At 62.0% G+C, this 13,977-nt stretch carries 13 protein-coding genes; 10 read left to right on the top strand and 3 right to left on the bottom strand.

The features are described 5' to 3' along the window. The first annotated feature begins 126 nt into the window (after positions 1 to 126). Positions 127 to 543 (top strand): DUF3010 family protein, encoded by a 417-nt coding sequence (locus tag ACM6IM_RS01055; RefSeq protein WP_414863931.1) that lies wholly within the window; start codon positions 127 to 129, stop codon positions 541 to 543. A gap of 147 nt (positions 544 to 690) precedes the next feature. Here ACM6IM_RS01055 and ACM6IM_RS01050 read toward each other — a convergent pair whose 3' ends face one another. Then, positions 691 to 1,650: a GlxA family transcriptional regulator gene (locus ACM6IM_RS01050; RefSeq protein WP_414863930.1), complete on the bottom strand. Its 960-nt coding sequence runs from the start codon at positions 1,648 to 1,650 to the stop codon at positions 691 to 693. A gap of 207 nt (positions 1,651 to 1,857) precedes the next feature. On the opposite strand from ACM6IM_RS01050, the gene ACM6IM_RS01045 reads away from it, so the two are divergent. From ACM6IM_RS01045 to ACM6IM_RS01020, 6 genes are all read left to right on the top strand, one after another. Then, the gene (locus tag ACM6IM_RS01045) at positions 1,858 to 2,802 is read left to right on the top strand and encodes a choline ABC transporter substrate-binding protein (RefSeq protein WP_201191752.1); all 945 of its coding nucleotides are present in this window, start codon (positions 1,858 to 1,860) and stop codon (positions 2,800 to 2,802) included. Positions 2,803 to 2,917: 115 nt separating this feature from the next. After that, positions 2,918 to 3,805, top strand: coding sequence for a 3-keto-5-aminohexanoate cleavage protein (locus tag ACM6IM_RS01040; protein WP_192306676.1), 888 nt, complete (start codon positions 2,918 to 2,920; stop codon positions 3,803 to 3,805). A gap of 140 nt (positions 3,806 to 3,945) precedes the next feature. Beyond that, positions 3,946 to 4,911: an L-carnitine dehydrogenase gene (locus tag ACM6IM_RS01035; RefSeq protein WP_414863929.1), complete on the top strand. Its 966-nt coding sequence runs from the start codon at positions 3,946 to 3,948 to the stop codon at positions 4,909 to 4,911. Between the two features lie 132 nt (positions 4,912 to 5,043). Next, positions 5,044 to 5,520, top strand: a complete 477-nt coding sequence (locus ACM6IM_RS01030; RefSeq protein WP_414863928.1) for a thioesterase family protein — start codon at positions 5,044 to 5,046, stop codon at positions 5,518 to 5,520. Positions 5,521 to 5,533: 13 nt separating this feature from the next. Beyond that, the gene (locus ACM6IM_RS01025; protein WP_414863927.1) at positions 5,534 to 6,697 is read left to right on the top strand and encodes a gamma-butyrobetaine dioxygenase; all 1,164 of its coding nucleotides are present in this window, start codon (positions 5,534 to 5,536) and stop codon (positions 6,695 to 6,697) included. Between the two features lie 407 nt (positions 6,698 to 7,104). Next, entirely contained in the window at positions 7,105 to 7,371 is a 267-nt protein-coding gene (locus ACM6IM_RS01020) for a hypothetical protein (protein ID WP_192306684.1), read from the top strand. 102 nt (positions 7,372 to 7,473) lie between these two features. Here ACM6IM_RS01020 and ACM6IM_RS01015 read toward each other — a convergent pair whose 3' ends face one another. After that, on the bottom strand, positions 7,474 to 8,577 hold the full coding sequence (locus ACM6IM_RS01015) for a GlxA family transcriptional regulator (protein WP_192306686.1): 1,104 nt from the start codon (positions 8,575 to 8,577) through the stop codon (positions 7,474 to 7,476). Between the two features lie 538 nt (positions 8,578 to 9,115). Further along, positions 9,116 to 10,492 (bottom strand): L-serine ammonia-lyase, encoded by a 1,377-nt coding sequence (locus ACM6IM_RS01010; RefSeq protein ID WP_414863926.1) that lies wholly within the window; start codon positions 10,490 to 10,492, stop codon positions 9,116 to 9,118. 436 nt (positions 10,493 to 10,928) lie between these two features. Between ACM6IM_RS01010 and ACM6IM_RS01005 the strand changes: the two genes are divergently transcribed. The 3 genes from ACM6IM_RS01005 to choV all read left to right on the top strand — a co-directional run bounded on the left by ACM6IM_RS01005 (position 10,929) and on the right by choV (position 13,962). Continuing rightward, complete coding sequence (locus tag ACM6IM_RS01005; protein ID WP_192306689.1) at positions 10,929 to 11,876, top strand: choline ABC transporter substrate-binding protein; 948 nt, start codon at positions 10,929 to 10,931, stop codon at positions 11,874 to 11,876. Between the two features lie 65 nt (positions 11,877 to 11,941). After that, complete coding sequence (gene choW / locus ACM6IM_RS01000) at positions 11,942 to 12,787, top strand: choline ABC transporter permease subunit (RefSeq protein ID WP_201191742.1); 846 nt, start codon at positions 11,942 to 11,944, stop codon at positions 12,785 to 12,787. Continuing rightward, positions 12,784 to 13,962, top strand: a complete 1,179-nt coding sequence (gene choV, locus ACM6IM_RS00995; RefSeq protein ID WP_192306694.1) for a choline ABC transporter ATP-binding protein — start codon at positions 12,784 to 12,786, stop codon at positions 13,960 to 13,962. Before choW ends, choV begins: the two co-directional genes overlap by 4 nt. Positions 13,963 to 13,977 lie beyond the last annotated feature (15 nt).

Genomic DNA, 13,977 nt, shown 5'->3' with positions numbered 1-13,977 from the left:
CCTTCAGGAACTACCGTTTCCCAAGCACATCGCTAAGCAGCCTTACAGCGATGCCGCGGCGTTTGGCATCACAGCCAGTCAACTTGAGCTGTAGGCGGCTCACCATCATTTGTGAAAGGGATTGAAATGAACATCTGCGGCATTGAAATCAAAGGCAGCGAGGCGATCATCGCCGTGGCGGCGCTCGACGGCCAGACACTGAGCCATCTGCCCCTCAACACCAAGAAGATCGCGCTCGACGATGACGACGAGGCGGCCAACGTCAAGGTCTTCGCCGCCCAGGTGGCGTCGTTCGTTCGCGAGAATGCCATCGACCGGATCGTGATCAAGAAACGCAGCAAGAAAGGCGAATTCGCCGGCGGGCCGACCACGTTCAAGATCGAGGGCGTGTTCCAGTTGCTGGACAGCTGCGAGGTGACGCTGCTGTCGCCGCAGACGATCAATGCACAGGCCAAGAAGCACGGCTACGAGCTGCCGGCGACGCTGAACAAGTATCAGCATGAGGCTTACAAGGCGGCGTGTGCGGCATTATTGAAGAAGTAAGCCAAACCTCCACACGATGAGGATCAAATGTGGGAGCGGGCTTGCTCGCGAAAGCGGTGTGTCAGACAAGATCAATTTTGAATAAATGACCACATTCGCGAGCAAGCCCGCTCCCACAGTGGTTTTGTTTCTGGCTGAAGTCCTTTATCAAACCCGTTCCCGCCCATCCTCCAACCGACGCCGGTCTTCCCGCGGGCAGCGTTCAAACCGCGCCCGATAGCTGCGGGTGAAATACGACGGCGATTCAAACCCGCAGGCAATGCTCACCTCCAGCACGCTCATGTCGGTCTGGCGCAATAACTGCCGGGCCTTTTCCAGCCGTAACCGCAGGTAGAAGTTGCTGGGGGTGTCGTTCAGGTGCAGGCGAAACAGGCGTTCGAGCTGCCGGCGCGTGACCTTGATCGACTCGGCCAGGGCCAGGGTGGTCAGCGGCGGCTCGCTGTGCTGTTCCATCTCGCCGATCACCTGCACCAGCTTCTTGTTGCGGATGCCGTAGCGGGTGGCGACTTCCATGCGCTGGTGGTCCTTGCGCGGACGGATGCGGCCCAGCACGAATTGCTCGCTGACCTGAATCGCCAGCTCCGGACCGTGGGCCTGGGCGATCAGGTCGAGCATTAAATCGATGGAAGCGGTGCCCCCGGCGCAGGTGATGCGCCGACGGTCGATCTCGAACAGCTCCTGGGTGACGCTGAGCTGCGGATACGATTCCTTGAACGCATCGATGGCTTCCCAGTGCAGGGTCAGGCGATGACCGTCGAGCAGGCCGGCTTCGGCGAGGACGAAGCTGCCGGTGTCGATGGCGCCGAGGGTCACGCCCTCCTTGTCCAGCCGGCGCAGCCAGTGTTGCAGGGCCGGCGTGGCGAACTCCAGCGGTTCGAACCCGGCGACGACCAACAGCGTCGCGCCTTTCTTCAACGGCTCCAGCGCGGCATCGGCGTTGACCGACATGCCATTGCTGGCCAACACCGCCCCGCCATCGGCGCTCAATACATGCCAGCGATACAACTCGCCGCGAAAGCGATTGGCGACCCGCAACGGCTCGATGGCCGAGATGAACCCGATGGCCGAGAAACCCGGCATCAACAACAAGTAGAAATCCTGGGACATGGAGCGCACTCGATTTCAGGTCACGAGAGGCGGGAAGCATTTCGACGTTGATACGCCACTTGCAAGCGGCATTCAAGAGCACAGGTCGCTGCAGTGCAAGAGCGGGTCGCCGCAGTGCGTTTTTACCGGGGCGAGGCTGCGTAACGTTGGCATCACCGGCGCACAGACGCCGGAATCCACAATAACGAACTGCCGAGGAAACCTGAGATGAAACGACTGATCAGCAGCTGTGTTCTTGCACTCAGCGGTACCGCTTTCCTGAGCGCCAGCGTCATGGCGGCCGAACCTGCGTCGTGCCAGAACGTGCGCATGGGCGTCGTGAACTGGACCGATGTGATCGCCACCAGTGCCATGACCCAGGTCCTGCTCGACGGCCTCGGCTATAAAACCAAACAGACCAGCGCCTCCCAGCAAATCATCTTCGCCGGCATCCGCGACCAGCGCCTGGACCTGTTCCTGGGCTACTGGAACCCGCTGATGACCCAGACCATCACACCGTTCGTCGACGCCAACCAGGTCAAGGTGCTTGATGCGCCGAGCCTGAAAGACGCACGCGCCACCCTCGCCGTGCCGACCTACCTTGCCGACAAGGGCCTGAAAACCTTCGCCGACATCGCCAAATTCGAAAAGGAGCTGGGCGGCAAGATCTATGGCATCGAGCCAGGCTCGGGCGCCAACACCCAGATCAAGGCCATGATCGCCAAGAACCAGTTCGGCCTCGGCAAGTTCCAGCTGGTCGAGTCCAGCGAGGCCGGCATGCTCGCCGCCGTGGACCGTGCCGTACGCCGCAAGGAGGCGGTGGTGTTCTTCGGCTGGGCGCCGCACCCGATGAACGTCAACGTGCAAATGACTTACCTGACCGGCAGCGAAGACGCCCTGGGCCCGAACGAAGGCATGGCCACCGTGTGGACTGTCACCGCCCCGACCTACGCTGAGCAATGCCCGAACATCGGGCGCCTGCTGACCAACCTGACCTTCACCGCCGAAGACGAGAGCCGGATGATGCAGCCGCTGCTGGATCACAAGGACGCACTCGAATCGGCCAGGCAATGGCTCAAGGATCACCCGCAAGACAAAGCGCGCTGGCTTGAGGGCGTCACCACGTTCGACGGCAAGCCGGCGGCTGAAAACCTGAAACTCACCAGTAACTGAATCACCCGAACCTGGCCACCGATTCGCAGCCCGAGGGGCTGCGAACGGCACCACCACGCCCGGCTTTTCACCCGGAAAGCTTTCACCTCAAGCACTCGCCTGTAAGGAACCACCCATGAACCACGACGTCATCATCACCTGCGCACTCACCGGTGCTGGCGACACGACCGCCAAGAGCCCGCACGTGCCGGTCACCCCGAAACAAATCGCCGCGGCCGCCGTGGAAGCCGCCAAGGCCGGTGCAACCGTGGTCCACTGCCACGTACGCAACCCCGAAACCGGCAAGTTCAGCCGTGACGTGGCCTTGTACCGTGAAGTCATGGAACGCATCCGCGAAGCGGACATCGACATCATCGTCAACCTCACCGCCGGCATGGGCGGCGACCTGGAGATCGGCGCGGGTGAGAACCCCATGGAGTTCGGCCCGAACACCGACCTGGTCGGACCGTTGACCCGCCTGGCCCACGTCGAGGAACTGTTGCCGGAAATCTGCACCCTCGATTGCGGCACCCTGAACTTCGGCGATGGCGACACCATTTACGTGTCGACCCCGGCGCAACTGCGCGCCGGTGCCAAGCGCATTCAAGAACTGGGCGTAAAAGCCGAGCTGGAGATTTTCGACACCGGTCACCTGTGGTTCGCCAAGCAGATGATCAAGGAAGGCCTGCTCGACGATCCGTTGTTCCAGCTTTGCCTGGGCATCCCGTGGGGTGCGCCGGCGGACACCACCACCATGAAAGCCATGGTCGACAACCTGCCGGCTGACGCGGTCTGGGCCGGGTTCGGCATCGGGCGCATGCAGATGCCGATGGCGGCGCAGGCCGTACTGCTCGGCGGCAACGTGCGGGTCGGGCTGGAGGACAACATCTGGCTGGACAAGGGCGTACTGGCGACCAACGGCCAACTGGTCGAGCGCGCCAGCGAAATCCTCAGCCGCATGGGCGCCCGCGTCCTGACCCCGGCCGAGGGCCGCAAGAAAATGGGCCTGACACAGCGCGGTTGATCCCAGCAAACACTTCACCAGTGGGAGCGGGCTTGCTCGCGAATACGGTGGTTCTGCCGCAGGAAATTCGGCGGATGTACCGTCCTCATCGCGGGCAAGCCCGCTCCCACAGGGTTACACGAACTCTTCAGGATGCGAACATGACCTTCATCACCCAAATCAAAACCTTCGCCGCCCTGGGCAGCGGTGTCATCGGCAGTGGCTGGGTGGCCCGCGCTCTCGCCCACGGCCTCGACGTGGTGGCCTGGGACCCGGCTCCCGGCGCCGAAGCGGCACTGCGCAAACGCGTGGCCAATGCCTGGGGAGCACTGGAAAAACAAGGCCTGACGCCCGGCGCCTCGCAGGACCGCCTGCGCTTTGTCAGCACCATCGAAGAATGCGTGCGCGATGCCGACTTCATCCAGGAAAGCGCCCCGGAACGCCTCGAACTGAAATTGGAACTGCACAGCAAGATCAGCGCAGCGGCCAAACCCGACGCACTGATCGGCTCCAGCACCTCGGGGCTGTTGCCGAGCGAGTTTTACGAGAGCTCGACCCATCCGGAACGCTGCGTGGTCGGCCACCCGTTCAACCCGGTCTACCTGCTGCCACTGGTGGAAGTGGTGGGTGGCAGGAACACCGCACCCGAAGCGGTGCAGGCGGCGATGAGCGTCTACGAATCCCTGGGCATGCGCCCGCTGCACGTGCGCAAGGAAGTGCCGGGCTTCATTGCCGACCGCCTGCTCGAAGCGCTGTGGCGCGAGGCGCTGCATCTGGTCAACGACGGCGTGGCAACCACCGGTGAAATCGACGACGCGATCCGCTTTGGCGCGGGCCTGCGCTGGTCGTTCATGGGCACCTTCCTGACCTACACCCTGGCCGGTGGCGATGCCGGCATGCGTCACTTCATGGCGCAGTTCGGCCCGGCGCTGCAGTTGCCGTGGACCTACCTGCCGGCACCGGAGCTGACCGAAAAGCTGATCGATGACGTGGTGGACGGCACCGGCGAACAGCTGGGCAAACACAGCATTTCGGCACTGGAGCGCTATCGTGACGATTGCCTGCTGGCCGTGCTCGAGGCGGTGAAAACCACCAAGGAGAAGCACGGGATGGCGTTCAGCGAATAACGTGTCAACAGGGCCGGCCCCATCGCGGGCAAGCCCGCTCCCACAGGTCTTGTGTACACCGCGCTACCTGTGGGAGCGGGCTTGCCCGCGAAGAGGGCTGATCAGTCACCTCACATTCCGGATCAAACCCGCATGCCCCTCCTCACCACCTACCAGACCCGCATCATCCCCGACTGGGTCGACTACAACGGCCACCTGCGCGACGCGTTTTACCTGCTGATCTTCAGCTACGCCACCGACGCCCTGATGGATCGCCTGGGCATGGACAGCCACAACCGCGAAGCCAGCGGCCACTCGCTGTTCACCCTGGAACTGCACCTCAATTACCTGCACGAAGTGAAGCTCGACGCCGACGTCGACGTGCGCACGCAGATCATCGGCCACGACAGCAAACGCCTGCACCTCTATCACAGCCTGCACCTGGCCGGTGACGACAAGGAACTGGCAGGCAACGAACAGATGCTGCTGCACGTCGACCTCGCCGGGCCGCGATCCACCCCGTTCAGCGAGACGACGCTGGCCAGCTTGCAGGCCATCGTCGCCGACCAGGCCGACCTGCCGGCTCCCGACTACATTGGCCGGGTGATCGCTCTACCGACAAAAAAATAATCAGGAGATCGCCATGAACAACGCCGCAGCGCTCGCCGACTTTCGTACCTATCCGTTGATCAGCGCGCTGAATGGCGTGCAGGCCCTGGCGGATCGTGTTCTGGTCAAGTGGGCCGACAACCGCGTCAGCCCCTTCCATCATCAATGGCTGCGGGACAACTGCCCGTGTGCACAATGCGTCTACACCGTGACCCGTGAGCAAGTGCTGGAAATCGTCGACGTCGCTCAGGACCTGACGGCCACTGACGCCGGTATAGACGGCCAAGGTTGCCTGAGCATCGACTGGCAGGATGGTCACCACAGTCGCTTCGACCCCGGATGGTTGCGGGCGCACGCCTACGATGACGAATCCCGCGCCGAGCGCCTGGCCAGCAAGCCCGGGGCCAGGCTCTGGCACAGCGATCTGGCGCTGCCGGTCTTCGAGTATTCGGCGCTGATGAACGACAACTCTGCGTTGTTGCAATGGTTACTGGCCGTGCGCGATGTCGGCCTGACCCAGGTGCGCGGCGTGCCCACCGAGCCTGGCTCGCTGACGTTGATCGCCCAGCGGATCTCGTTCATCCGCGAGAGCAATTTCGGCGTGCTGTTCAATGTGCAATCCAAGGCCGACGCCGACAGCAACGCCTACACCGCCTTCAATCTGCCCCTGCACAGCGACTTGCCGACCCGCGAGTTGCAACCGGGGCTGCAATTCCTGCATTGCCTGGTCAACGACGCCGAGGGCGGCGAGAGCATTTTCGTCGACGGTTTTGCCATCGCCCAGGCGTTGCGCGAGGAAGACCCCGGGTCGTTTCAGGCGCTGTGTGAAATCCCGGTGGAGTTCCGCAACAAGGACCGCCACAGCGACTACCGCTGCCTCGCGCCGATCATCGCGCTGAACGCCCTGGGGCAGGTGTCGGAAATCCGCATGGCGAACTTCCTGCGCGGGCCGTTCGACACCTCGGTGGAGCAGATGCCCACGCTTTACCGGGCTTATCGGCGGTTCATCGAAATGACCCGCGAGCAGCGCTTTCGGGTGATGCAAAGGCTCAACCCGGGCGAGCTCTGGTGCTTCGACAACCGGCGCACACTGCATGCGCGCAATGCGTTTGACCCTGCCACCGGGGCGCGGCATTTCCAGGGGTGTTATGTGGATCGCGATGAGCTGTTGTCGCGGATCCTGGTGTTGCAGCGTTAGACAGAATCAACCTCATCGTTGGAACGCCGCCCGGAGCAGGCTCGCTCCCACAGAGAATTTGTGTCAGCCACTGATCCACTGTGGGAGCGAGCCTGCTCCGGGCGGCGTTCCGACGATGGGGCCCACCCAAACCCCACAAAACCCCAGGATTCACGGACAAAAAAAGCCCCGATGCAAGCCGTGACAGGATCGGGGCAGAGGGTACTGTTGAGGAGCCGCCATGCGAGGGTGACCAAACCTTCGTGAAGCAAGCTGGGTCCAGTGTGCCCAGTCCCTGACAAGGCAAGTTAGCCGAAAACGACCTGTTCATAGTCATTGCGGCCATTGCGACAAATCGCCCTTGCCGCCACCCATCGCCCCTACCAGAATCGAGCCACGACACCGTTCCCGGAAGAAGGATTTGCGCCATGATGCATGCCGATTTGATCGATCAGGAAGACCTGTTGGGCCAACTCAAGTCATTGGGTTTTCAAGTACCGAATGGCTCGACTGCCGAGCAGGCCTGCGAGTGTGCCGTGCGCGGCTTGAACGATGAGCGGGCGATGACGTTGCGCACCATGGTCAAGCAGATGTACACCAGCAGCGCGACCATCCTGCCGGCGGTGCGCCAGGCCATCGACAAGCAACTGCTGCCGGCGCTGGCGGCGTATCAACAACAGGGCCGTAGCGCCTGACACATCCAAGCGCGAGCAGCTTCGTACCGTCGCTCCCACTGTAATCCGGCCTCGGAACGTTGGGAGTGACGGTGCGAAGATTCCACCTGCTTGCGATGCGGTTTAAAGCCTCACACTGGCAAAGGTCGACTCGTTGCGCGCCTGGCTCAACGCCGACAACGGCCCGGACAGCGGCGACAGTACCAACGCTTGCGGCAGTGGCATCAATGCCACTTGTTGGGTGGTGTTGGAGCCCACGCGTTCGTCACGCGGTGGAATGCCGAAGTATTCGCGGTAGCACTTGGAGAAGTGCGGCGTGGAGACGAACCCGCAGACCGACGCCACTTCGATGATCGACATCGGCGTTTGCTTGAGCAACTGGCGAGCGCGGATCAGCCGCAGTTTCAGGTAGTAACGCGACGGCGAGCAGTGCAGGTATTTCTGGAACAGGCGCTCGAGCTGACGACGGGAGACGGCGACATACACCGCCAGTTCGTCAAGATCGATCGGCTCTTCGAGGTTGGCCTCCATCAGCGCGACGATTTCCTGCAGCTTCGGCTGGTTGGTGCCCAGCATGTGCTTGAGCGGTACACGCTGGTGATCCTGCTCGTTGCGGATACGCTCGTAGACGAACATCTCCGAAATCGCTGCCGACAGTTCGCGACCGTGGTCACGGCTGATCAGGTGCAGCATCATGTCCAGTGGCGCGGTGCCGCCGGAGCTGGTGAAACGGTTACGGTCCAGGGTGAACAGGCGGGTGCTCATGGCCACACGCGGGAAGGCTTCCTGCATCGAGGCCAGGCATTCCCAGTGCACGCTGCAATCGAAACCGTCCAGCAGTCCGGCGCAGGCCAGGGCCCAGCTGCCGGTGCAGACCGCACCCAGACGCTTGGACTGCCGCGCCTGGCTTTGCAGCCACGACACGTGCTCACGGGTCACGGTGCGTTGAATACCAATACCGCCGCAGACAATGATGGTGTCCATGGCCGGGGCTTTGTGCATGGAGGCGTCGGGGGTGATCTGCAGGCCGTCACTGGCCCAGACCTGGCCGCCGTCGACGGTGAGCGTGGTCCAGCGATACAACTCGCGACCGGACAGCTGATTGGCCATGCGTAGCGGTTCTACGGCAGAGGCCAGGGAAATCAGCGTGAAATTGTCCAGCAGCAGAAAGCCGATGGATTGAGGCGCACGGTTCTGGGGTTGGGCCCCGGAGTTGAACGACGTCATCGCGGTATCTCCTCACACAAAGCGGGTGATGGCCTCAGGCGGAGGCTCTTGTTATTGCCATCGTTCTCGCACTGGAGACGGGCTTTGTAATGACAGAGCAAATGCCATGCCTAAATTTGAATGCGTGTTCAATAAATCCTGAAAACGACCTGTCGACCGGTCTATATAAGCCGTGCCACGAGTGGGGGTAATAAGTGCCATCAATGGCGCAAAGGGCCCTGCCCAGAAGGCTGTGAGCAGATCGGTAGCACTTGTGGGAACTGGGCTGCGGGCGTTCGGGAGAGAGTGTCACCCAAGGCGCGGGGCGACGGGCGGAAGCGGGGGTCTTTCAACCCGGCCGGGGATGGGGCCATTTATCTGTAAGCGACGCGCTAAAAGGTGGCGCATGTTTGTGCAGGTGTTCGATTTGCGCGCAGTTTTGACTGGTCCGGCGCACCGCGAGCAGGCTCGCTCCCGCAGAGTTTCGGTGTGCCTGTTATCAGGAACACACCTCAAAATACCTGGGGGGGAGCCGGCCGGCGATGGGCTCAGCGCGGTGTCAGCACTCCACCGCACTCACCGCCAACCCGCCCCGCGATGTCTCTTTATATTTGTCATGCATATCCGCGCCGGTATCGCGCATGGTGCGGATCACCCGGTCCAGGGAAATGAAGTGCTGGCCGTCACCGCGCAGCGCCATCTGCGCCGCGTTGATCGCCTTCACTGCGGCAATCGCGTTGCGCTCGATGCACGGCACCTGCACCAGGCCGCCCACCGGATCGCAGGTCAGACCCAGGTTGTGTTCCAGGCCGATTTCCGCCGCGTTGCACAACTGCTCCGGCGTGGCCCCGAGGATTTCCGCCAGGCCCGCCGCCGCCATGGCGCAGGCGGAGCCGACTTCACCCTGGCAACCGACTTCGGCACCGGAAATCGACGCGTTCTTCTTGCACAGGATCCCCACCGCTGCCGCGCTGAGGAAGTAGTCGACCACGTTGGCGTCTGTCACCGCCTCGCTGAACTTCATGAAGTAATGCAGCACCGCCGGAATGATCCCAGCCGCGCCGTTGGTCGGCGCCGTCACCATGCGTCCGCCGGCGGCGTTTTCCTCGTTGACCGCCAGGGCAAACAGGTTGACCCATTCCATGGCGCTCAAGGTCGAGCCGATCACGTTGGGTTTGTTCAGCTCCTGCAGGCTGCGGTGCAGCTTGGCCGCACGCCGACGCACATTCAGGCCACCAGGCAGAATGCCTTCGTGCTTGAGCCCGTGTTCGACGCACTCCTGCATGGCGCGCCAGAGCTTCATCAGACCGGCACGGATTTCATCCTCGCTGCGCCAGACCCGCTCGTTGGCCATCATCAGTTCGGCCACGCGCAGGTTGTGCCGCTTGCAGAGCTCGAGCAGCTCGACGGCGCTGGAAAAATCGTAGGGCAGCTCGGTGCGATCCAGATCCACCACACCGCTGCGGGCTTGCGCCTCATCGACGACAAAACCACCGCCGACGGAATAGTAGGTGTCGCGGTGCAGCTCGCCGTCGGCGCCCTCGGCCACCAGGGTCATGGCGTTGGGATGGAACGGCAGGTTTTCATCGATCAGGCGCATGTCCCGGGCCCAGATGAACGGCACCGGCAGGCGACTGTCGAGCAACAGCGTGTCGGTTTCGCGCAAGGTGGCGATGCGGATGCCGATTTGCGACGGATCGATCGCATCCGGCCACTCGCCCATCAACCCCATGATCACCGCGTTGTCGCTGCCGTGTCCGATGCCGGTGGCCGACAACGAACCATAAAGCTGCACCTCGACACGCCGCACCTGCTCGAGCAGCCCTTGCTCACGCAAGCCCTGTACGAACAGCGCTGCGGCGCGCATCGGCCCGACGGTGTGCGAACTGGAAGGACCGATGCCGATTTTGAACAGGTCGAAAACGCTGATAGCCATTGCTGCCGAACTCCTGGATGTGCCAACTCCAGGCGCAGAAGCGCCCGGTGACGGAGCTGCTACGCTCAAGCTGCAATCCGCCGAGATGGCCGCATCATCAGGCTTTTGCGGTGTCGTGCGACGTCTCGAACCGACGCACTCATGTCCACAAACGCCGCTGGCGTTTTACGCCATGTTTCGCCGCTTTTTTGCGGCTCAGCGCGGCAAATGGGCCTGAAAAAATCTGTAAACGACGTCACCGACACTGGATGCGACCCTCCCTGTACTGGTTACGACGCACCCTGTAGGCGTCAGATTTTCACTGGTACATGATCTTATCGACTCGATTGCAAGGCGCTGCGGTAGAGCTGTCACAAGAACGCCACCCAACCGCAACCCATAAGTGCGGTGGTCCCAGTCGGAACACTGCCAAAAAAAAACACCAAGGAGTCCATTCATGAAAGGTTCCCCGTCGTTGTTGTTGGCCGCCATGCTGAGCCTGCCGTTTCTGGCGCAAGCCGCCGAACCGGCCCAATGCAATACCGTGAACTTCTCCGATGTCGGCTGGACCGACATCACCGCGACAACCGCCACCACCAGCGTCGTGCTCAACGCACTGGGCTACAAGACCAAGACCACCATGATTTCCGTACCGGTGACCTACAAGTCCCTGGCCGACGGCAAGAACATGGACGTTTTCCTCGGCAACTGGATGCCGACCATGGAAAACGACATCAAGGCCTACCGCGACGCCGGCACCGTTGAAACCGTGCGCACCAACCTCAAGGGCGCCAAGTACACGCTGGCCGTGCCTCAGGCCCTGTATGACAAGGGACTGCACGACTTCGCCGACATCGCCAAATTCAAGAAGGAACTCGACGGCAAGATCTACGGCATCGAGCCCGGCAACGACGGCAACCGCCTGATCCAGAGCATGATCGACAAGAACGCCTTCGGCCTCAAGGACGCGGGCTTCAAGGTCGTCGAATCCAGCGAGGCGGGGATGCTGTCGCAGGTCGACCGCGCGCAGAAACGCGACACCGCCGTGGTCTTCCTCGGTTGGGCGCCGCACCCGATGAACAAGCGCTTCAAGATCCAGTACCTCACCGGTGGCGATGATTTCTTCGGCCCGGATTTCGGTGCCGCCACCGTGGCGACCAACACCCGCAAGGGTTACGCCGAGGAATGCAGCAACGTGGGCCAGTTGCTGAAAAACCTGGAGTTCACCGTCGACATGGAAAGCGAACTCATGGGCAACATCCTGGACGACAAGATGAAGCCTGACGCGGCCGCCAAGGCCTGGCTCAAAAAGAACCCACAGGTCCTCGATACCTGGCTCGCTGGCGTGACCACCATTGACGGTAAACCTGGCCTGGAGGCCGTAAAAGCCAAGCTCGCGCAGTAAATCGCTTATGCCGGGCGGGCCTGCCCGCCTGGCTGTTTATTCCTTGCATGCGGACGTTCACTACCATGCTGATTGATCAGAAAATACCTCTAGGCCAGTACATCGCGGGCTTCGTTGAATGGTTGACGCAACACGGCGCCAACACCTTCGACGCAATCGCCGTGTCACTGGAAACGATGATCCACGGCGTGACGTTTGCGCTGACCTGGTTCAACCCGCTGGTCTTGATCGGCCTGATTGCCCTGCTGGCACATTTCATCCAGCGCAAATGGGGCCTGACCGCCTTCGTCGTTGCCTCCTTTCTGCTGATCCTCAACCTGGGGTACTGGCAGGAAACGATGGAAACCCTCGCGCAGGTCATGTTCGCCACCCTGGTCTGCGTACTGATCGGCGTGCCGCTGGGCATCGTCGCCGCGCACAAACCCATGTTCTACACCGTCATGCGACCGGTACTCGATCTGATGCAGACCGTACCGACCTTCGTATACCTCATTCCTACCCTGACCCTCTTCGGGCTGGGTGTGGTCCCGGGTCTGATTTCGACAGTGGTGTTCGCGATTGCCGCGCCCATTCGCCTGACCTACCTGGGTATCCGCGATGTTCCACAGGAACTGATGGACGCCGGCAAGGCCTTCGGCTGCTCGCGTCGCCAACTGCTGACAAGGATCGAACTGCCCCACGCCATGCCGAGCATCGCGGCCGGCATCACCCAGTGCATCATGCTGTCGTTGTCGATGGTGGTGATCGCGGCACTGGTGGGCGCCGACGGACTCGGCAAACCGGTGGTCAACGCACTGAACACTGCTGATATCGCCCTGGGCTTCGAAGCAGGCCTGGCGATCGTATTGCTGGCGATCATGCTCGACCGTATCTGCAAACAACCCGACGCTAAAGTAGGGGGTGACGCATGAGCATTATTCGCTTCGAAGACGTCGACGTAATCTTCACCAAGGATCCGCGCGAGGCACTCAAGCTGCTGGATCAGGGCATGACCCGCAACGAGATCCTGAAAAAGACCGGGCAGATCGTCGGTGTCGAGAAAGCCAGCCTGGATATCGAGAAAGGTGAAATCTGCGTATTGATGGGCCTGTCCGGTTCCGGCAAGTCCAGCCTGCTGCGCTGCATCAACGGTCTCAACACCGTCAGTCGCGGCAAGCTGTTCGTCGAGCACGAGGGCCGGCAGATCGACATCGCTTCCTGCAGCGCCGCCGAACTGAAGATGATGCGCACCAAGCGCATTGCAATGGTGTTCCAGAAGTTCGCCCTGATGCCCTGGCTGACGGTGCGCGAGAACATCAGCTTCGGCCTGGAAATGCAGGGTCGCCCGGAGAAGGACCGCAGGAAACTGGTCGATGAGAAACTCGAACTGGTGGGCCTGACCCAATGGCGCAACAAGAAGCCCGACGAACTGTCCGGCGGCATGCAGCAACGCGTCGGCCTGGCCCGCGCCCTGGCGATGGACGCCGACATCCTGCTGATGGACGAACCGTTCTCGGCCCTTGACCCGCTGATCCGCCAGGGCCTGCAGGACGAGTTGCTGGAACTGCAACGCAAGCTGAGCAAAACCATCGTGTTCGTGAGTCACGACCTCGACGAAGCCCTGAAACTGGGCAGCCGCATCGCGATCATGAAAGACGGGCGGATCATCCAGTACAGCAAGCCTGAAGAAATCGTGCTCAACCCGGCAGATGACTACGTGCGCACCTTCGTCGCGCACACCAACCCGCTGAACGTGCTGTGCGGACGCAGCCTGATGCGCACCCTGGACAACTGCAAGCGCATCAACGGCTCGGTGTGCCTCGATCCGGGCGGCGATTCGTGGCTGGACCTGGCGGAAGGCAACACGATCAAGGGCGCCCGCCAGAACGGTGCCAGCCTCGACCTGCAGAACTGGGCACCCGGGCAGGCCGTGGAAGGTCTGGGTCGCCGGCCGACGCTGGTGGACTCCAACATCGGCATGCGTGACGCGCTGCAGATCCGTTACCAGACCGGCAACAAACTGGTGCTGCACGACAACAACAGGGTGGTGGGGATCCTCGGCGACAGCGAGCTGTACCACGCACTGCTCGGCAAGAACCTGGGTTAAGGCAACAGACACGAA

Source organism: Pseudomonas sp. IT-P12 (assembly GCF_949767465.1).
Classification (GTDB): domain Bacteria; phylum Pseudomonadota; class Gammaproteobacteria; order Pseudomonadales; family Pseudomonadaceae; genus Aquipseudomonas.
This window is presented reverse-complemented; position numbering and strand designations above follow the sequence as displayed.